This window comes from Lactobacillus sp. ESL0233 (assembly GCF_003692995.1).
Classification (GTDB): Bacteria; Bacillota; Bacilli; order Lactobacillales; family Lactobacillaceae; genus Lactobacillus; species Lactobacillus bombicola.
Window position 1 is genome coordinate 18,504 of record NZ_REHH01000008.1, and the last position, 19,124, is coordinate 37,627.

Below are 19,124 nucleotides of genomic sequence, written 5' to 3' on the forward strand. Positions count from 1 at the left end.
TCAATGCCTCAAAAATCAACTATTAATTTATCTCGCTATATTTTGAAATAGACCATAGTCACTTTTAACTCGCTTCATATGCTAAAATAGTTTTTAGGTGAAAAATATGATAATTGCACAAGGACACGATTTAGAAAAACAATTTGGAGCTACTACACTATTTAAAAATGTCAATTTTTCAATCAATTCAAATGCAAGAATTGGCTTAGTGGGCTCAAATGGGGTAGGTAAAACTACTCTTTTAAAAATTATGACAGGTGAAGAAGAAGCTACACACGGTGAGTTTATTGTTAATAAAGCAATTGAAGTGGGCTACATCGCTCAAGAAAAAGCTTTAAATGAAAATAAAACCATTTGGAACGAATTACTCGGTGTTTTCTCTTCTTTAATCGAAATGAATACACAAATGCAAGTAATGCAACAAAAAATAGCTGAACATCCTCAAGATAGTCAACTTTTAAAAAAATATGATCAATTACAATTTGATTTTGAGCAAAAAGGTGGCTACAGCTATCAAGCTGATATTAAAAGTATTTTACATGGCTTTAATTTCCCAGAAGAAACTTGGTCTAAAACTATCAGCAACCTATCTGGTGGAGAAAAGACCCGCTTAGCCTTAGTCAAACTACTTTTACATAAGCCCCCCCTACTTCTACTTGATGAGCCAACTAACTATTTAGATTTAAATACGTTAGACTGGCTAGAAGCATTCCTTAAAGGTTACAATGGAGCAATTTTAGTAGTTTCACATGATCAGTACTTCTTAGACCATTTGGCCAACCAAATCTTTGAATTACAATTTGGCCAATTAACAGCCTTCAAAGGTAATTACTCCGATTACGTAAAACAGCGTCAATTAAGGGATCGTCAGCAAGAAGAGGCCTACGAAAAGCAGCAAGAAAAAATTAAAAAAGATGAAGAATTTATCCAAAAAAATCTTGTTCGCGCCACAACTACTAAAAGAGCCCAGAGCAGGCGTAAGCAACTCGAAAAAATCGAACGCATTACTCCACCAAAGCATAAAAACAAGGTCAAAATTAATTTCAAAAGTGATCGTCCCTCTGGTAAAGAGGTGTTAATCTTACATGATTTATCAATTGGTTACCCTAATAAGGTCATGGTGAATAATATTAATCTGCAAGTTAATAAAGGGGATCGCGTTGCTGTTATTGGACCTAATGGCATAGGTAAATCTACTTTACTAAAAACTATTATGAAGAAATTGCAACCTAAGATGGGTTCCATTAAATACGGAGCATCGCTTGATATTGGTTATTATGATCAGGAATTACAATTGCTGGATTCTAGTAAAACTGTGCTGGATACTATTTGGGATCGCCACCAAACTGTGCCTGAACGTGATATCCGTGCTGTTTTGGCTAGTTTCTTGTTTACAGCAAAAGATATTGATAAAACGGTCGGACAACTTTCTGGTGGACAAAAAGCAAGATTAACGCTAACAGTTTTGTCCTTAGAACATAGTAATTTCTTATTGATGGATGAGCCAACTAATCATTTAGATTTGGAAGCCAAAGAAGTGCTTGAACAGGCTTTACAAAAGTTCGATGGTACCTTACTATTTGTCTCACACGACCGCTACTTTATTAATCAATTAGCCAATAAGATTGTTGAAGTTAATCCTCAACAGGCAACAGTCTATGAAGGAGATTACACTTATTATTTAGATAAAAAAAATAAGCAACTTAACACCACCAAAATTGTGCCTAAGCTAGACAATGAAGACGCACAAAAAGCCACTAAATTATCTTACCAGGAACAAAAAGTAAAAGATTCACAAAAGCGTAAGCTACAGCGACAGGTTGAAGAAATTGAAGTTGAAATTGATAATTTAGAAAGACAACAGAAAATAATTCAGAGCGAAATGGCTGATCCGCTAATTGCAACTGACTTTAGCAAACTTGGACCTTTACAAGAAGACTTATCAGCAATTCAAACTGAACTAACTAAAACGAATGAGAAATGGGAAAAGATCATGATTGAGCTTGAAAATTTTTAATGTTAATAATATAACTTAATTTAATATCAACTTTAATGCTAGAAAGGAGCGTCAATGGAGTATCAAGTAACTAAAAATATAAGTTTGGCAGCATTAAAATCTTTATATGAAAGTGTCGGTTGGACTTCATACACCGTAGACATGCCCTCTTTAAAAATTGCTCTTGAAAATTCCCTAGATGTTATTGCAGCCTTTGATAATCAACAATTAGTTGGCTTAATTCGAGTTGTCGGTGATGGTATTTCGATTATTTATATTCAAGATTTATTAATTCAACCTAAATATCAGCATAAAGGAATCGGTTCTCATCTAGTAACACTAGTCTTAAAAAAATACAAAAATGTAAGACAAAAATTATTATTAACCCTTGATGAACCTAACACTCGTTCCTTTTATCAAAAATGTGGTTTTATGTCCTGCGATCAAGGATCATTAGTAGCCTTTTATCGTGAATATTAAAAAAGTTGACTTCTTTAATAAAGAGGTCAACTTTTTTAATTCAAAATCTAATCAGCATAAGGTAATTCAAGTGAAGGATCAGCATTCAGCGATAAATCAGCAAACTTTCCTTCGTTATATAAGTTATAGGCAGCTGCACCAATCATGGCTGCATTATCACCACACAATTTTAATTCTGGAAGAATAACTTTCAAGTCGAAGTTTGAAGGAAGTTGCTTAATTTCTATCTTCATCCGATCACGTAAACCTCGATTAGCTGCAACTCCACCGCCCATAATGAAAGTTTTGGGATGATATTGCTTAATTGCGCGTATTGTTTTTTTGGCTAAGACATCAACTACTGCTGCTTGAAAACTAGCCGCTAAATCATACTTATTCAAGCTCTGATGAAGCTGATCTGCATGGTGACAGGTATTGATAAAGGCACTTTTCAGACCAGAAAAAGAAAAGTCGTAATTGTCATCTTCCATCATAGCTCGCGGAAAGTTAAATGTATCTTGTCCCCGATGCGCCCACTCATCAATCGTCTTACCAGCGGGATAATTAACACCCAGCACTCGACCAATTTTATCATATGCCTCGCCTACAGCATCATCACGCGTATCACCAACAATTTCAAAATGGGTTGCGTCTTTCAACAAAACAATTTCAGTATGTCCACCAGAAACTTGTAAAGCAAGTGCAGGATAATCAATTTTAGCAGTTAATTGCGCGGCCATGATATGACCCATAATATGATCAACGCCAATCAAAGGGATACCAGTTGCCATTGAAGCTGCCTTGGCAGCACTGACGCCAATTAAAAGTGCACCAACTAGGCCTGGTCCATAAGTCACAGCAATCGCATCAATATTCTTCCAAGTAACCTTTGCCTCTTCTAAGGCCTTTGTGGTGATTTGACTAATCACTTCAATATGGTGTCGACTAGCAACTTCAGGAACAACACCACCAAAGCGTTGATGACTTTTAATTTGAGTAGCCACCACCATACTTTCTACTTCACAACCATTTTTAACTACTGCAGTTGAAGTTTCATCACAGGAACTTTCATAAGCTAAAATACGGACTTCTTTTTTTCTATCCAAATTTAAATCCTTCCCTTTGTTAATGCCTTAATTCCAAAATCATACCCAGACCATCTTGCTGAACATCTTGATAATAATTCGCGTGTACAAATCTAACTCGAAAGCCTAAACTCTCATAAAGCAGACGTGCCCTTTCATTGTCTGCCCTAACTTCTAAACTAATCAAGTAACATTGCTGCTTTTTAGCAAATTTAGATAAAAGTTGGATTAGATATGTGCCCAAACCATGATTTTGCCATGCTGGATCGACTGCTAAATTAGTAATATGCACTTCCTTACCTTGTAGCTTTATTCCAGCTAAAGCAATTAACGCTGTTTCCTTGTAAACCAGCAAATAGAGCGAGTCATTTTTACACAATTCAGCTTGAAAAATTGTGCTATTCCATGGTAAGTAGCCTTGATAAACCCTGCTTTCCAGCAAAAGTATCTTAGAAAGGTCACTTAGTTGAGCTGGCACTATTTTTAAACAATGGTTGTTCATTTTAAAGGTAAACGCCTTAAAAGCAAGTCCGTGCTCTGAATAGAATGCTTGGCTAAACTTCTTCCACATACTTACTATCTGGGCCGAAATCTTGCCCCGTCTTTTTGTGCCAGTCTACTTCTGCTTGCGTTCGGCGCAGATAATTAGGTAATAATTTATCTGGCTCGACAGTTTTTTCAGAATTTGCTAATCGCCCAATAAGACCTGCATGAATTTGATTTTGTTGCATTAAGCCGTAACTGCATGGTACATCAATGTTTTTAATTAATTCTGCTTGTTTTTCAAAACCTGTACCAACAAAAATAACCTGCTTAAGTTTATGATTGATAAAATAATTTTTAATTTTCGTTAGTAATATATCAATATGATAATGACCATCAGCAATTACATTGGTCAACTGCTTATTTACATTCACATAAGCACCAGCAAAGAAATTGTCATTGCGCGCATCAAGACCAGCAACAATAAGAGTTTGGGTTGCATTACAACTTGCCGCTAATGCCTTTAGAGTTGAAACTCCAACCACTTCTTTTTGTAAAATACTGGCGAACATTTTTACTGTAGTTACGCCAATACGTAATCCCGTATATGATCCTGGTCCAAGCGCTACTGCGAAACGATCAATATCTTTAAGTTCCAAGCGATTAGACTCTAAAATATCTTTAATCAATGGATCAAGATGTTCACTATGATTGCGCTCATCAATTTCATTTTTTTCAACTACAATTGTATCATCTTGATTTAAGGCCACACTTAAATTATTAGTTGCGGTTGACACACTTAAAATTTTCATTTTTAACTACTTTACCTTTTTCAAATTATCGATTAATCTTGATGCGTGAAATTGCCATTAAAACAAAGTAAACCACTATCATTTGAACCCAGGGAACTATTATTTCCATTGGTGCTCGCTGAACTAATGCTGCCTTATAGTCTACATTATAGAGAAAATGAAGCCATAAGGTATTCATACCTACGTTTACAATAATTGAAACTAATAATACTGCAACCATAATTCGCCATATTTTTACTGGCTTTTGATAAAAGAATAAACCATAAATAAATGGACCTACCATTGCACTTAGTGTAAAGCCAATAAAAAAGCCCCCTTGATTGCCAAATAATGCTGAAGAAACCAAATCAGCAATTCCACCTCCAGCAGCACCCCAAACTGGACCAAACATATAACCTAATAAGACACTACCGATAAAACCTAGTCCAATATGAGCTAAGCTAGTTCCAATAGTAAAGCGCTCAAGAATAATTTTCATTGCAACTATAATGCCCAACAAAATCAAATCGCGCAATTCAACCTCTAGCATTTTTTTTATTGGCATTCACAGCACTTTCTTTCCATATTTAATTTAGTTTTTTATAAAAAAGCATAAATTATATTATAACTTGCGCCATAATATTTCACAAACTGATTTGTCATTTCGATCTTGATCACTAATTGCATGATATGACTTAATCTCTTTTTCATGATCAACAGTAGTTATACATGAATATGGTAGATCACCATAACGGACTTCTAAATTAAACTTAATGTCAATTACTTTCGCTACATGCTGCTTTAAAAATTCCCGATCAAACATATCAATAAACCAATTAAAATAGTGCCCATTGGTCATATGATGATTAGTATCTAAATCATCATAGCACACCCGATACTGCCGCTTTTTGTCATACTTTGCTTGAACTCTTAATCGGGGAAAACGTGGCAATTTTTTCAAAAAAGGAATACCAATTTCAGCCATCATTTCTTGATCAGTCGAAACTAATTTACGCTTTTTTAAATCAAACAAAACCCATTCACTTTCTACATTAATTAGTTCATTTCCTTTTTGATCACTGAAAAGATAATTTCGATATTCTAAAAAGCGGTTATAGCCTACTGGTTCAGTCGAGAGAATAATTTCTTCGTTTGGTTTGGGTAAGCGATTAATTTCGATATGATATTGCGTTACCACCCAGCCAAGTCCCTTTTTAGCTAAGGCATTAGTACTTGCAATTCCACTACTTAACTGATGTTCGGAAACACTCATCATTAAATCAATCATTGCTGGTAATTTTAAATTTTCATTTTCATCACATTCATAAAATTCTACTTGATGTTTTTCACTATATTTCATTTGATCTACCTATAATTTTTCTTGATGGTAACGCTCATATAATTCGTTTTTAGATACATTATTTATGGCTGCAACTTGCTTAATAGCTGACTTTTTGCTTTCACCCAGACTAACTTGTCTATCTACTAATTCAATTAATTCAGGCCATGTTAATGATTGGGGCTGGTCAGAATTTGGCGATATCAAAATCACAAATTCTCCTCGAGGAGTATTTTGCTTAAAATAATTGGTCACTTCTTCAAGTGTGCCACGTATAAATTCTTCATGAATTTTAGTTAATTCACGTGCAACGACAATTTTACGCTCAGGTGAAATAACTGTCTTCATATTAGCTAGTGTTTTAGATAAACGATGCGGTGCTTCATAAAAAATTGAAGTTGCATGTGCGTCATTCATTTGGTTAAAAAATGGCTGTTGCTCACCTAATTTTCGTGGCAAAAAGCCATAATATGTAAATGGCTGTGCATCAAAGCCAGATGCAATTAAAGCTGTTGTAAAAGCTGATGCCCCAGGTAAAGGGATTACTGCAATATCATTTTCAATGCAATGCTGCACCAAAATATAGCCTGGATCAGAAATAACTGGCATACCGGCATCGCTAATCTCAGCAATTACTGCTCCTTCTTTCATCATCTTAACTAATTCTGGTGCCCGTTCTTGTGAATTATATTTATGAAAAGCTAACATACGATTGTGAACACCAATTTTTTCTAATAAGATTCCACTAGTTCTTGTATCTTCGGCTGCAATATAATCTGCATTTTGTAAAATATTTTTTGCTCTAATTGTGATGTCTTCTAAATTTCCAATAGGAGTCGGTACCAAATAAAGTTTACCTTCATCTTTGTCATAACTACTTTGCCGTTGCATCTAATCTATCCTTTACCGTGATTTCTTTTTCTCACCAAAATTGTCGAGAATATCTAAACAAAACATGCAATCTGAACTAGGATCGCGATGCGATCCATAGTACATATTACAAATGTGGTAGCCTGAGTTATAAATTTGCCGTAACGATTCTAAACCACTTTGATTTTTGATTGAACCATTATTGGCTGCATTTAATTTATCCATCTTTTCACGAAGTAATTGATTTTCTACTTTTAGCTCAGTATTTTCTTTAAGTGTATCTAAAATACTGTTTTCTAAACTCTCAATTGTCTTAGTCATCCTGACCATTGATTCATGAAGTTGTTGTAACTTTGAATAAGAATCCACCATCTACACACCTACCGTTTCCATTGCAAAGCCAGATAATCAAGAAGATTACGAAAATTAACATTACTACAACGCATTTGATCTATTTTAAGGAGGTCTTTTAACATTTTGCCGCCTGACTGCAAATTGCCACTATCAATATCTTTTTGGGCTAAATCTTTTAATAAAAACAATAAATAATCTTGTTTTGCTCTACTTTTGACTGTATCAGCAAGTTGATGGGCGCTAACTAAAGCTAGTGGATTTTGCTCCACCATTTCTTCGTAAAAATATTTGCCCAACTTTGCTAAATTTGTTGTATCGTCAAGTTCTTCAAGCTCATTTTGACTAAAGCCTTGTTCTATTAGTTTTTCGTTCCTATCAGTATTTTGTGAATTAGGTACAAAATTGATTATTTGCGTTCGCGATTTAATTGTTGGCAAGATTTGATTCACATTATTTGCGATTAAAATTGTAACTACTGGTGCAATCGGTTCTTCCAATAAATTGAGCAACGCATTAGCAGCGGGAAGAGATAATTTTTCAGCCTGATTAATAAAAAAGAACCTTATAGGGCTCTGAACTGGGCTCTTAGCTAGTTCTTCTTTTAAAAAACGAATTTGATCAATACTTAAACTTTGCTTATTTTCAGGTTCAATAAGTAAAACATCAGGATGATTACCTGAAATGATTTGCTGGCAATTCTTGCAAGTTCCATCCGGCTTTTCCATCCCAGTGCAATTGGATAAGCAAGCAAGCCAATAGGCTGTATTTACTGCTTCTTGTTCATTGATATCTATAAACAGATAACTATGGCCTAATTTCCCTTGTTCAAAAGTACGTCTTAAGAAAGCAACTTGTTTTTGAGCGGGATTAGTAATATCAACTAGCATTTAAAATTTCTTAAATTCTTCTACTGACAGCACAAAACACGTTGCACCGCCCACAGTAATTTTAACTGGTTGCCGGCTCACATCAAAACCAGTCATCATCATATTAGGGTTCATATACTCTTCGCGTGCTTTTGATTCATCCTTAATGATGCGCAAAACTTTTTTAACACGTTGCTCATCAACTCCAATCATAAACGTAGTATTTCCTTCGCTTAAAAAACCCCCGGTAGTTGATAATTTAGTAACTGGAATACTTTCCTTAACAAAGGCATGTTGTAACTTATTAGCGTCTTCTTTTTGAACAATTGCAATTATTAGTTTCATTATATTTAATCCTTTAATAATTCTTTTGGTAAACTATTTATAATAATTTTAGTACAAGCCTGTACCACTTGATTAAGTGGCTTTTGCGCATCAACTATTTTAATCCGTACAGGATTTTCTTGAATAAGTTTTAGGTAACCATGGTAAACTTTTTGATGAAAAACTAATTCTTCTTGATCTAAGCGATCCACTTTTATTGAACGATTTTTTACAATTCTAGCTAAACCAACTTTAGGTTCGATGTCTAAAAAAATTGTTAAATCTGGTTCAATTTTACTAGTAGCAAAATCATTAATTTCTTTAATAGCAGAAATTCCTAGATTACGGCCAACCCCCTGATATGCAAGTGAACTGTCCACAAAACGATCCGAAAATACAATTTTTCCTGCTTTAAGAGCTGGAATGATAGTTTCTGCCATATGCTGACTACGAGCTGCTGCATATAGCAACGCTTCTGTTTTGGCACTTATTTTTTCATTGTCGGGATCTAAAATGATCTGCCGAATTTTTTCTGCAATTTGTGAACCGCCTGGTTCACGTGTTACTAGATATTGTGTTTTGATGAGTGGCGCAATTTTAGCGACCACATGTTCTAAAACTGTACTTTTTCCGGCCCCATCTGGCCCCTCAAAACTGATAAAATAACTTTTCATAAAACTCCCCATAAGTCTATTTTACAAGAGTTTGTTCTATATGAACACCCTAACGTACTTTTAATTTAAACAAAAATAAAAAAGTCCTATAATTAAGGACTTTTTATTCTGAAATTGCATTGGTAAAACCACTAAATCTTGTGTTTCGGTACCGTGCCTCGTCATACAAAAAAGCATATTTAGCAAGTAAAATTTTCCCTGCAACTATATTATTTTCTGACATATCAAGCGTTGTTGCATCTAAACTTTTTTCTACTGCAATTTCGGCTTGTAATTTTTCAATAGTAGTTATTAATCGCTGATCGCCTAATTCTTTAACTTTATTTTGTGACATTAAATTGATGTTCTCCCTTGTACTGCCCGCTTTAAAGTAATTGAATTTGCATACTCAATATCACTACCTACAGCAAGACCTGCAGCCAAACGTGTCACTTTAATTCCAGCCGGCTTAATTAACTTTCCAATATACATCGCTGTTGCTTCACCTTCTGGCGTTGAGTTTAGTGCTAAAATCACTTCTTTAACCTGGTCTTGTTTTTGTAAGCGAACAATAAGCGATTTAATGTTGATTTCTTCTGGACCAATCCCATCTATTGGCGATAAAACACCATGTAAAACATGATATAAACCGCTATATTCGCCCATTTCTTCAAAAGCCATTACATCTTTAGGTTGTTCAACCACCATAATCGTTGACTGCTCACGCTCAGAATTGCTACAAATTACACATGGGTCGTGCTCTGTGATATTGCCGCAAATCGAACAACGATGCAATTTTGCTTTAACTTCATTTAGTGCAATACTAAAATCATGAACATCATCATCAGGCATATCAAGTGTATAAAAAGCTAAGCGAATTGCTGTTTTTTCACCAATTCCGGGCAACTTCATATAAGAATCAATTAAATGTGCAATTGGTGTTGGATATTGCAATTAAATCATACCCTTCGTGTACTTACCTAAACTAGCTTGTGTAGCCTCATCAATTTTTGTTAATCCCTTATTAACTGCATCAATCACTAAGTCTTGTAACATATCTGGATCATTTGGATCAATGGCATCTTTGTTAATTTTAATCCCCTTTAAGTGGCGATCACCACTAAAGGTGGCCACAACTAAATCATCAACCGAGCTACCAGTAAATTCTTGCTCAGTGAGATTTTGTTGTTCTTGAGTCATTTGCTCTTGTAACTTTTTAGCTTGTTTCATCATTTGTTGCATATTCATGCCACCAATTCCACCAAAACTAGGTCTTTTACTCATCTTTTTCTCCTTTATTAATCTTTTATATTTACTGCTTCACCAAATAAGTCTTTGGCTTTGGCAACAACTTCAATATCAGTTTTATCCTTAAGTTCACTTAATTCTTTACTACTATTTTTGGGACTATCAGTCTGCTTTTTTTTATTTGCCAGCTCTTGCCGATGGCTTTGTAAAAATTCACTGCGAACAGTAAACCAATCCTTATCTGGGACTAAAACAATTTCATAATTATGTTGCGTCGACTTGGCAATTTGATTAGTTATTATTTGTAATAAATCTTCATCTGAACTTGCTTTTTCAAACCAAAGGGTATACTTGCATTTCATTACAACTTGGTCTGGACTCGCTGCTACTGGCTCTAAGACCTCAAGAACAGCTCTTTGTGAAACACCTAGAACCGACTGTAAATCAGCCCAAACATCTTTAATTGTCTGCAAATCATGTTTGGTCGCATTTTCCAAAACATGATAAACACGTTGCCGATTCTGTTGGCTAGTGTGCCCACTCTTTTTCGCTCTTTTTACGCTTTTAATTTCTTTGACTGACTTGCTCTTTTTCGTCACACTATTATTTTCACTATTAATATGGTAGACTCGGCTGCTATTAATGCTAGTTGTAGTCTCACTTAAGGAAGATACTTTTTGCTTTAAAACGACCATTTGCTCTTTTAAAGCATAAATTTCTTCGCTTAATTTTTTTTCAGAATTAGTGCTATTCGCTTCACCTAAGCTAGTTTGACTAGTACTTTCAACTATGAATACTTCAAGTGGGATTTGTTGCTGATTAGTATATCTCAAATTAGTCAAAGCATTATTGGCAAAAACTATCAGATCAAAATAGCTATCTACTGTAAATTCTTTAATTTGCTCAATGAAAGTTTCACTACAAAAATTACTATGATTATCAGTCCCTGTTTTGAGCACTAACAAACAGTTAGTTGCCAAATCAATTAACTCATCTAAAATATTTTTTGAGCTGGCACCCTGTTGTAACTGCTTATGGGCAAGTTCTATTGCCTTAACGGCATCCTTATTTAAAATTGCTAATAAAATTTGTTCAATCGTTTCTCTAGCAGCAAAACCTGTAATTTCTAAGGCAGTAGCATATTTTACTGTATCTTGTTCATAACTTAATAATTGATCTAAGATACTTAATGCATCCCGCATACCACCATCAGCAACTTGAGCAATCACCTTTAAGGCACGATCTTCATATTTGATATTTTCTTGCTCAAGAATATACTTCATCCGTTGCTTAAGATCATGATTAGTAATCCGTTTAAAATTATAACGCTGCGTTCTAGAAATAATGGTAGCAGGAACTTTTTGTAATTCGGTTGTTGCCAAAATAAAAACTACATGCTCAGGTGGCTCTTCCAATGTCTTCAATAGTGCATTAAATGCCCCCATTGATAGCATGTGAACCTCATCAATAATATATACCTTATACTTACCCTGCGTTGGCGCATATTTTACTTTATCACGAATCTCACGAATTTCGTCAACCCCATTATTTGAGGCAGCATCAATTTCCATGATATCAGCCATAGCACCCTTATCAGCAGCAATACAATTAGCACATTCATTGCAGGGCTCGCCATCTTGGAGATTAGTACAATTTAAAGCTTTGGCAAAAATTTTTGCACACGAAGTTTTCCCTGTTCCCCGCGGTCCAGCAAAAAGAAAAGCATGCGAAATGGTACCACGCTTAATCGCGTTTTTTAAAGTATTTGTAATATCTGCTTGACCAACTACACTGTCAAAAGTTCGTGGTCGCCATTTGCGGTATAAAGCTTGATAAACCATTGATAATCTTCCCTAGTAAAAAACTCTTAACTCTTCGAAAGAGTTAAGAGTTTGTAAATGTCTAATAAAAGGCACATGTCCAAGCAACCTTAGTGCTGCTACCTTCCGGTCCTGACACGCTTTGGAGGTCGAACATTGCCCATAAAGTATAATAACTTATTTTACTAAATTTTTCCACTAATTTGCGGAATCTTTTCCGATTTCCTGATCATTTTTTAAAGCTTTTTTGGCTAATTTTTGTTTCCGGCGGATTGCCCGAAAAAAATCCTTTAACATTTGACTAGCTTCTTCGCGGTATAAGCCGCGAATAACCCGAGGATGATGATTAAATTTACTAATGCTAAACAAGTCAACCACACTGCCTGCCGCACCAGCTTTAGGATCCAAGGCACCAAAGTAGACGCTTTTTATTCTGGAATTGATAATTGCCCCAGCACACATTGGGCATGGTTCTAGTGTGACAAACAAGCTACAATCGATTAATCGCCAAGTGTTTAGCTTAGTACATCCCTGCCTAATTGCCATCATTTCAGCATGTTGCGTAGCATCTTGATCAAGTTCGCGCCGATTATACCCGCTACCAATAACTTGACCAGCTGGATCCACTAAAATTGCACCAATCGGAACTTCACCTTTTTCTTGCGCTTTATTTGCCTGCTCAAAGGCTAATTGCATGTACTTTTTCTTTTCTTCACTTGAAAAAGACATTAATTATTCACCGCCTGCAAAATGTAGTAACCTTTATCTCGGTCCAAGATGGTGCAATTACCAAAAGTAGCCTTTAAAAGCTTGCGTGCACTAGGTTCACCTTGCTTTTTTTGGATGACAACAAGAATTTTGCCATTTTTAACCAGGTGATTTTTAGCGCCCGATAAGATACTGGTAACAACACTTTTACCAGCACGAATTGGCGGATTAGTCACAATTAGCCCAAATTTTTTGTTATTAGCTATTTTCTCATAAACATTAGACTGATAAATTGCCACATTGCTTATTTGATTCATGGCGGCATTTCTCTTTGCTAGCGTCAAACCGCGCTCATTGACATCAATCATCTCCACAGTTTGCTCTGGCCAAAATTTCGCGGCAAAAAGGCCCAACGGACCATAACCTGCTCCGACATCTAAAATTCCTTTAGCGGGAAAAGAAACTTGGGCCATCTGCTTAATTAAAGCACCTGAACCATAGTCGACCCGCATTTTTGAAAAAACACCTGCATCCGTGGTGAATTTTAGGTCTATTCCAGCAACATGATAGTCAACTATGTGTTCATCATGCTCCGTAGTCGGATTAGCCGCATAATACATTTGATTTTTTTGCTCAGTCATCACTTACTCATCTCTAACTTTAATCTTATTGAAATTATTCTATCGTTGATTAGGCTTTTTGAAAAGTGAAATCATAATTGAGACTATTACCATAAAATTAATCTGCTCTGCTTTTAATATAAATTACAGCAGTTACTTATCAATAAAAAATAAGAGCACGCATCTGCAAATTGCAAATACGTGCTCATTTTAACTTGTCCAGTTGGGACTGTAACTATTTCAAAGTTACAGAAGCGCCAACTTCTTCAAGTTTAGCCTTAATGTCGTTAGCTTCATCTTCAGAAACGCCTTCCTTAACGTTCTTAGGTGCGCCATCAACAAGATCTTTTGAGTCCTTAAGGCCAAGTCCAGTAATATCACGGACAACCTTAATAACCTTAACCTTTTCTTGGCCTGCACTAGTCAATTCTACATCATAGCTTGACTTAGCTTCAGCTTCACCAGCAGCACCAGCTACAGCAACTGGAGCAGCAGCTGAAACGCCAAATTCATCTTCAATAGCCTTTACAAGGTCATTTAATTCAAGAATTGAAGCACTCTTTAAGTCTTCAATAATCTTTTCAGTATCTAAAGCCATACTTATGTATCCTCCGAAATTTTAATATTTAGAAAAAAATTATTTTATTTATTCTGCAGATTCATCCTTTGAATCAGCAACAGCTTTAACAGCATATGCGAAATTGCGCACAGGTGCTTGTAATACAGAAACAAGCATTGAAAGCAAGCCTTCGCGACCTGGGATAGCAGCAAGAGCCTGGATTTCTTCTTTAGAAGTTATCTTACCTTCAAGCACACCACCCTTAATGTCAATAACATCAAAGTCCTTCTCATACTTAGCAACAATTCGAGCAGGCTCAGTAATATTATCTGCATTATCAGTGTAAACAACAGCTGTTGGTCCAACAAAAGTGTCTTCAAGACCTTCAATGCCCGCCTTAGCAGCCGCACGTCTTAAGTAAGTATTCTTAATAACCTTCATCTTAACATCATTAGCACGAAGTTCTTGACGCATGTTAGTAACTTCTTCAACAGTTAAGCCAAGGTAATTAATCACCAAAACAGCTTTGGCAGCTTTAAGTTCTTCAGCAAATGCATTAACAAACTTTTCTTTTTCAGCAATAGCAGCTTTACTCAAACGAATTCACCTCCATCAAATTCATTAATAAATTCCATAAGGCCTAAAAACTCCATGCCAAGCAAGACATGGAGTTTTAAAAATCTTCATCATCTTCTGGCCTCGGCGGGAAATTAAGGCACTAGACCACCCGCGTCTTAGGTAGAATTTACTTTCAATAGTATAGCAGGCTTACATTGCAAAAGCAAGCTATCAATTATTTTTATTCTCAATTAGTTCAAATAATTCACCAGAAACCTTATAAATTACCCAATTGGCAATATTAACTATATGGTCACTAATTCTTTCAAGTAAACGAATAATCACAAAGTAACTAGCTGAAGCAACAGCAACGTTGGGATCTTGTTCAACCCCATCAATAATCATTTTTCGGGCTTTCTTATAATCATCATAAACTTCTTTATGACCTTCAACCATTTCACGCGCAGTCTTTTCATCTTCTTGCACATAAGCTGTTAGAACCTTGATTAGCATTGAACGCACCTGATGAGTCATCCGTGAAATAATTTCTTCGACTTCTGAGATACGCGGATTACCTTTAACCCGTACAGTCTCTACCGCTATACTGTTAGCATTCTCACCAATTCTTTCAAGGTCTGTAGCTGCTTTAAGAATACTAATTACTACCCGAAAATCAGTTGCAACTGGTTGCTGCAAGGCCATTAAGTCTAAAGCTTTTTTTTCAATTCTAATTGCTTCTTTGGCCACTTCTTTATCTTCTTCAATCATTTCTTGGGCCATCATTTTATCATGGGCCACAAATGATCGGGTTCCTTTGTCAATTAAATCATTAACTAGTACACCCATTTCCATAAATCTGGTATTTAATTTTTTTAGTTCATCTAAAAATATTTCATGCATAAAAACTTACTCCTATATATTAACCGAACCGACCATTTAGATAATTACTTGTAATTTCTTTTTTAGGTGCCAAAAACATTGCTTCAGTTGAACCAGATTCAATTAATTCACCATTCATTAGAAACGCCACTTGATCTGAAACGCGACTAGCTTGTTGCAAGTTATGAGTCACCATAATAAAAGTATATTTTTTCTTTAGTCCCATTAAAGTTTCTTCAATTTCTGCACTTGAAATTGGATCTAATGCGGAAGTCGGTTCATCAAGCAAAACCACTTCTGGTCTAACTGCCAAAGCACGAGCAATACAAATTCTTTGTTGCTGCCCACCAGAAAATTCTTGAGCATTTCGCTGTAAATTATCTTTAGTTTCTTCCCAAATTGCAGCTTGCTTTAAACTTTCTTCAACTCGCTGCTCAATTACAGTTTTATCTTTAACTCCAGCTACTCTCAGACCATAAGCTACGTTATCAAAAACTGAAAACGGAAAAGGGGTTGGCTGTTGAAAAACCATCCCAACTTTTTTTCGCAAAGAAACTAAATCAAGATGAGTATGATAAATATCCTTATCTTCTAACAAAATTTTGCCACTAATTTTAATATTATCGATATCATCATTCATGCGATTTAAGCAACGTAAGAAAGTCGACTTACCACATCCAGATGGACCAATTAATGCTGTTAATTTTTGGGCTGGAAATTTTAAAGTTATACCATGTAAGGCTTCATATTTTCCATAGCTCAATTTAACATTTTGCGCTTCCATGACATTTTTCATACGCTTGCTCCTTTAGCCAAAACTACCTTGGATATATTTTTCTGTGATTGAACCCTGCGGATTAGTAAAAATATTAGAGGTGGTGTCATATTCAAGTGCATGGCCTAAATGAAAGAAAGCAGTATATTCACTGATCCTTGATGCCTGCTGCATATTGTGTGTAACCATAACCATCGTATATTTTTCTCGCAACTGCTTTAACGTATCCTCTAGTTTAGCTGTTGAAACTGGATCTAATGCACTTGCTGGTTCATCCAAAAGCAAAATTTCAGGCTTTAGGGCAATCGCCCGAGCAATACATAACCGCTGCTGTTGTCCACCAGAAAGGGCTAATGCGCTTTGGTCTAATTTATCCTTAACCTCATCCCACAGAGCAGCTGCCCGCAAACTTTCTTCAACTAATTGTTCCAAAGTAGCTTTATCATGCTGCCCGTTTGCTTTTAAAGCATAGATAATATTATCTTTAATTGATTTGGGAAAAGGATTAGGTTTTTGAAAAACCATTCCAATTGTCTTACGTAATTCATAAACATTAATCTTCTTTTGGTTCACATCAAGATCATGAAAAATTATACTACCATCAACTCTAGCAACCTGATCATTCATGCGATTAAGTGAACGTAAAAATGTCGATTTACCTGATCCTGAAGCACCAATAAGTGCTGTGATTGTATTTTTTTTAAAGCCCAAACTAACATCAAACAGTTTTTGAATTGTACCGCCATAAAATACACTCAAATCTTGTGTATAAATAGCACACTCGTCTTCATCAAAAGTTTTAATATAGTTAGGTTGATTTTGCCAATTTTCCATAGAAGTTCCTTATTTTATCTTAGCCCCAGTTAATCGTTTATACAGATAATTACCTAGTGCCCGAGCACCAAAATTAAATATAATTACCACAATTACTAATAGAGCGGAAGTAGCTGCTGAAACAACATTTACATCTGGAATAATTCCTTCTGTATTAACTTTCCAAATATGAACAGCCAGTGTTTCAGCGGGACGCATTACATTTAAAAAACTAGTAGGGCTGAACATATTCCAGTTTGAGTAGTCGACTGTCGAGCCACTTTGACCTGCTGTATAAATTAAAGCTGCTGCTTCACCAAAAACACGTCCTGCACTTAAAATTACCCCAGTGATTATTCCGGGTAAAGCGGCAGGAATTACAATTCCTCGAATAGTTTTCCAATTTGATAGTCCCAAAGCCCAACCTGCTTCACGTTGGGTCTGCGGTACACCTTTAATTGCTTCTTCAATATTACTTGTTAAAATTGGTAAATTGAAAAAGGTTAAGGCAAGCGCACCAGAAATAATAGAAAAACCTAACCCAAATTGCACTACAAATACTAAATAACCAAATAAGCCAACAACTATCGATGGTAAAGAACTCAAAATTTCAATTGTAGTTCTAATTAATTGCGTTAGCCAATTATTGACTGCGTACTCGGCAAGGTAAATCGCTGCCCCCAGTGCAATTGGTAGCGAAATAATTAAAGTTAATAGTAGCAAATAAAGTGAATTAAACAGTTGATCTCTAATTCCTCCCCCAGCTTCAAAAGAAGAAGAACTGGAGGTTAAAAACTGCCAAGATAAGTGTGATATCCCTGAAAATATAATATTACCAATAATACCAATTAATAACAAAATTACGATGGCAACTAAAAAATAAATTACTCCGGTAGCAATTTGATTATTTCTTTTTGAATTCATAATAACACTAGCCCTTCTTTCCAATTAAGTGTACTAAGAAATTGAAAAATAAAGACATCACTAATAACAACAAAGCTAGTGACCATAATGCATTATTAGGTAAAGTTCCCATTACTGTGTTACCCATTTGACTGGTTAATTGACTAGTTAAAGTAGCTGCTGGGCTAACCAAATTAAACGGCATCAATACAGCATTCCCAATTGCCATTTGTACAGCTAGTGCTTCGCCAAAAGCCCGAGCCATTCCAAATATAATTGCCGTCATTATTCTACTTCTTGCCGCCCGTAAGACAACATGATAAATAGTTTGCCATTTAGTTGCTCCTAAAGCTGCTGATGATTTACGTAGCTCTTTGGGCACCGCTTTAAAAGCGTCAACGGTAAGTGAAGTAATCGTTGGCAAAACCATAACAAATAAAACTAAAGTTGCAGTTAAAATGCCAAAACCAGTACCACCAAAAATTGTTCTAATCAACGGTACTACCACCGTTAACCCTAAAAAGCCATAAACAACAGATGGAATACCAACTAACAGTTCAATCACAGATTGCAATAAATTTGCCCGCTTATGAGAAACATATTCTGTCATAAATAGTGCTACAGCCACTGAAAACGGGGTGGCAATTAAAGCTGCTAAAAGTGTTACTGCAAAAGAAGTAACAATCATCGCGGCTGCCCCGACATGATCTTTTCCTGCACTAGGATTCCAATCAGATGAAAATAAAAATTTGAATATATTAACTTTATCATTGAAAAAAGTAGCTAAGCCATGACTACCAACAAAGCCAATAATAGCAATAATTAAAATTACAATTAAAATAATTGCTAAAAAGGTCAACCCTTTTCCCCAGCGTTCTTGTCGAGTTTCTTTTGATGGCTTAGTCAGTCGTGCTACATCAATATTTCTGGGATCGATTCCCTTAAATTTAACATGTGGAACCTTTTGCGCCGAGATTGCTTTTTCAACAACCTTTTGCAAATCCTGTTCTTTTTTTACCAT

General features: G+C 35.5%; 25 protein-coding genes, 1 other RNA gene and 1 other annotated feature. Of the genes, 2 read left to right on the top strand and 24 right to left on the bottom strand.

The features are described from left to right. Nucleotides 1-106: 106 nt before the first annotated feature. The gene (locus F5ESL0233_RS06075) at nucleotides 107-2,017 is read left to right on the top strand and encodes an ABC-F family ATP-binding cassette domain-containing protein (protein WP_122059284.1); all 1,911 of its coding nucleotides are present in this window, start codon (nucleotides 107-109) and stop codon (nucleotides 2,015-2,017) included. A 54-nt stretch (nucleotides 2,018-2,071) separates the two neighbouring features. Continuing rightward, the gene (locus F5ESL0233_RS06080; protein WP_090093853.1) at nucleotides 2,072-2,476 is read left to right on the top strand and encodes a GNAT family N-acetyltransferase; all 405 of its coding nucleotides are present in this window, start codon (nucleotides 2,072-2,074) and stop codon (nucleotides 2,474-2,476) included. Nucleotides 2,477-2,523: 47 nt separating this feature from the next. On the opposite strand, the gene tsaD is transcribed toward F5ESL0233_RS06080, so the two are convergent. The 24 genes from tsaD to pstC form a co-directional block, all read right to left on the bottom strand. Then, a complete protein-coding gene (tsaD, locus tag F5ESL0233_RS06085) occupies nucleotides 2,524-3,561 on the bottom strand; it encodes a tRNA (adenosine(37)-N6)-threonylcarbamoyltransferase complex transferase subunit TsaD (RefSeq protein ID WP_090093851.1) in 1,038 nt (345 codons plus the stop codon). 19 nt (nucleotides 3,562-3,580) lie between these two features. Beyond that, complete coding sequence (gene rimI, locus F5ESL0233_RS06090) at nucleotides 3,581-4,042, bottom strand: ribosomal protein S18-alanine N-acetyltransferase (RefSeq protein ID WP_158593139.1); 462 nt, start codon at nucleotides 4,040-4,042, stop codon at nucleotides 3,581-3,583. A 52-nt stretch (nucleotides 4,043-4,094) separates the two neighbouring features. Continuing rightward, nucleotides 4,095-4,835 (bottom strand): tRNA (adenosine(37)-N6)-threonylcarbamoyltransferase complex dimerization subunit type 1 TsaB, encoded by a 741-nt coding sequence (tsaB, locus tag F5ESL0233_RS06095; protein ID WP_122059288.1) that lies wholly within the window; start codon nucleotides 4,833-4,835, stop codon nucleotides 4,095-4,097. 25 nt (nucleotides 4,836-4,860) lie between these two features. After that, a complete protein-coding gene (locus tag F5ESL0233_RS06100) occupies nucleotides 4,861-5,379 on the bottom strand; it encodes a folate family ECF transporter S component (protein ID WP_122059289.1) in 519 nt (172 codons plus the stop codon). 57 nt (nucleotides 5,380-5,436) lie between these two features. Next, nucleotides 5,437-6,174, bottom strand: a complete 738-nt coding sequence (locus tag F5ESL0233_RS06105) for an acyl-[acyl-carrier-protein] thioesterase (protein ID WP_090093844.1) — start codon at nucleotides 6,172-6,174, stop codon at nucleotides 5,437-5,439. Between the two features lie 9 nt (nucleotides 6,175-6,183). Further along, nucleotides 6,184-7,044 (bottom strand): 16S rRNA (cytidine(1402)-2'-O)-methyltransferase, encoded by an 861-nt coding sequence (rsmI, locus tag F5ESL0233_RS06110; RefSeq protein ID WP_090093843.1) that lies wholly within the window; start codon nucleotides 7,042-7,044, stop codon nucleotides 6,184-6,186. Nucleotides 7,045-7,056: 12 nt separating this feature from the next. Next, on the bottom strand, nucleotides 7,057-7,392 hold the full coding sequence (yabA, locus tag F5ESL0233_RS06115; RefSeq protein ID WP_090093887.1) for a DNA replication initiation control protein YabA: 336 nt from the start codon (nucleotides 7,390-7,392) through the stop codon (nucleotides 7,057-7,059). An 11-nt stretch (nucleotides 7,393-7,403) separates the two neighbouring features. Beyond that, nucleotides 7,404-8,264, bottom strand: coding sequence for a DNA polymerase III subunit delta (locus tag F5ESL0233_RS06120; protein WP_122059291.1), 861 nt, complete (start codon nucleotides 8,262-8,264; stop codon nucleotides 7,404-7,406). Next, nucleotides 8,265-8,588 carry a cyclic-di-AMP receptor gene (locus F5ESL0233_RS06125; RefSeq protein WP_118895924.1) on the bottom strand — a complete coding sequence of 108 codons (324 nt, stop codon included), beginning with the start codon at nucleotides 8,586-8,588 and terminating at the stop codon, nucleotides 8,265-8,267. 5 nt (nucleotides 8,589-8,593) lie between these two features. Continuing rightward, nucleotides 8,594-9,241: a dTMP kinase gene (gene tmk, locus F5ESL0233_RS06130; RefSeq protein ID WP_122059293.1), complete on the bottom strand. Its 648-nt coding sequence runs from the start codon at nucleotides 9,239-9,241 to the stop codon at nucleotides 8,594-8,596. A 103-nt stretch (nucleotides 9,242-9,344) separates the two neighbouring features. Further along, entirely contained in the window at nucleotides 9,345-9,575 is a 231-nt protein-coding gene (locus tag F5ESL0233_RS06135) for a YaaL family protein (RefSeq protein ID WP_122059294.1), read from the bottom strand. Then, the gene (gene recR, locus F5ESL0233_RS06140) at nucleotides 9,575-10,174 is read right to left on the bottom strand and encodes a recombination mediator RecR (protein WP_118895926.1); all 600 of its coding nucleotides are present in this window, start codon (nucleotides 10,172-10,174) and stop codon (nucleotides 9,575-9,577) included. The genes F5ESL0233_RS06135 and recR overlap by 1 nt, the downstream gene beginning before the upstream one ends. Then, nucleotides 10,175-10,504 carry a YbaB/EbfC family nucleoid-associated protein gene (locus tag F5ESL0233_RS06145; RefSeq protein WP_122059296.1) on the bottom strand — a complete coding sequence of 110 codons (330 nt, stop codon included), beginning with the start codon at nucleotides 10,502-10,504 and terminating at the stop codon, nucleotides 10,175-10,177. A gap of 14 nt (nucleotides 10,505-10,518) precedes the next feature. After that, nucleotides 10,519-12,309, bottom strand: coding sequence for a DNA polymerase III subunit gamma/tau (gene dnaX / locus F5ESL0233_RS06150; protein ID WP_122059297.1), 1,791 nt, complete (start codon nucleotides 12,307-12,309; stop codon nucleotides 10,519-10,521). A 55-nt stretch (nucleotides 12,310-12,364) separates the two neighbouring features. Further along, an RNA gene (gene ffs / locus F5ESL0233_RS06155) (signal recognition particle sRNA small type) lies at nucleotides 12,365-12,458 on the bottom strand. A 28-nt stretch (nucleotides 12,459-12,486) separates the two neighbouring features. Continuing rightward, on the bottom strand, nucleotides 12,487-13,017 hold the full coding sequence (gene tadA, locus F5ESL0233_RS06160) for a tRNA adenosine(34) deaminase TadA (RefSeq protein WP_118906984.1): 531 nt from the start codon (nucleotides 13,015-13,017) through the stop codon (nucleotides 12,487-12,489). Beyond that, nucleotides 13,017-13,637, bottom strand: coding sequence for a class I SAM-dependent methyltransferase (locus F5ESL0233_RS06165; RefSeq protein ID WP_122059299.1), 621 nt, complete (start codon nucleotides 13,635-13,637; stop codon nucleotides 13,017-13,019). The genes tadA and F5ESL0233_RS06165 overlap by 1 nt, the downstream gene beginning before the upstream one ends. 214 nt (nucleotides 13,638-13,851) lie before the next feature. Continuing rightward, nucleotides 13,852-14,214 carry a 50S ribosomal protein L7/L12 gene (gene rplL, locus F5ESL0233_RS06170; protein WP_090093824.1) on the bottom strand — a complete coding sequence of 121 codons (363 nt, stop codon included), beginning with the start codon at nucleotides 14,212-14,214 and terminating at the stop codon, nucleotides 13,852-13,854. 48 nt (nucleotides 14,215-14,262) lie between these two features. Beyond that, nucleotides 14,263-14,772, bottom strand: a complete 510-nt coding sequence (rplJ, locus tag F5ESL0233_RS06175; RefSeq protein ID WP_118895930.1) for a 50S ribosomal protein L10 — start codon at nucleotides 14,770-14,772, stop codon at nucleotides 14,263-14,265. Nucleotides 14,773-14,806: 34 nt separating this feature from the next. After that, nucleotides 14,807-14,932: a sequence feature (ribosomal protein L10 leader region), on the bottom strand. A 32-nt stretch (nucleotides 14,933-14,964) separates the two neighbouring features. Continuing rightward, nucleotides 14,965-15,633 carry a phosphate signaling complex protein PhoU gene (phoU, locus tag F5ESL0233_RS06180; protein ID WP_122059301.1) on the bottom strand — a complete coding sequence of 223 codons (669 nt, stop codon included), beginning with the start codon at nucleotides 15,631-15,633 and terminating at the stop codon, nucleotides 14,965-14,967. Nucleotides 15,634-15,652: 19 nt separating this feature from the next. Then, complete coding sequence (gene pstB / locus F5ESL0233_RS06185; protein ID WP_090093818.1) at nucleotides 15,653-16,408, bottom strand: phosphate ABC transporter ATP-binding protein PstB; 756 nt, start codon at nucleotides 16,406-16,408, stop codon at nucleotides 15,653-15,655. Between the two features lie 12 nt (nucleotides 16,409-16,420). After that, entirely contained in the window at nucleotides 16,421-17,221 is an 801-nt protein-coding gene (pstB, locus tag F5ESL0233_RS06190) for a phosphate ABC transporter ATP-binding protein PstB (RefSeq protein WP_090093816.1), read from the bottom strand. 9 nt (nucleotides 17,222-17,230) lie between these two features. Beyond that, complete coding sequence (pstA, locus tag F5ESL0233_RS06195) at nucleotides 17,231-18,124, bottom strand: phosphate ABC transporter permease PstA (RefSeq protein ID WP_122059302.1); 894 nt, start codon at nucleotides 18,122-18,124, stop codon at nucleotides 17,231-17,233. Nucleotides 18,125-18,131: 7 nt separating this feature from the next. Then, on the bottom strand, nucleotides 18,132-19,124 hold the full coding sequence (gene pstC, locus F5ESL0233_RS06200; protein ID WP_122022084.1) for a phosphate ABC transporter permease subunit PstC: 993 nt from the start codon (nucleotides 19,122-19,124) through the stop codon (nucleotides 18,132-18,134).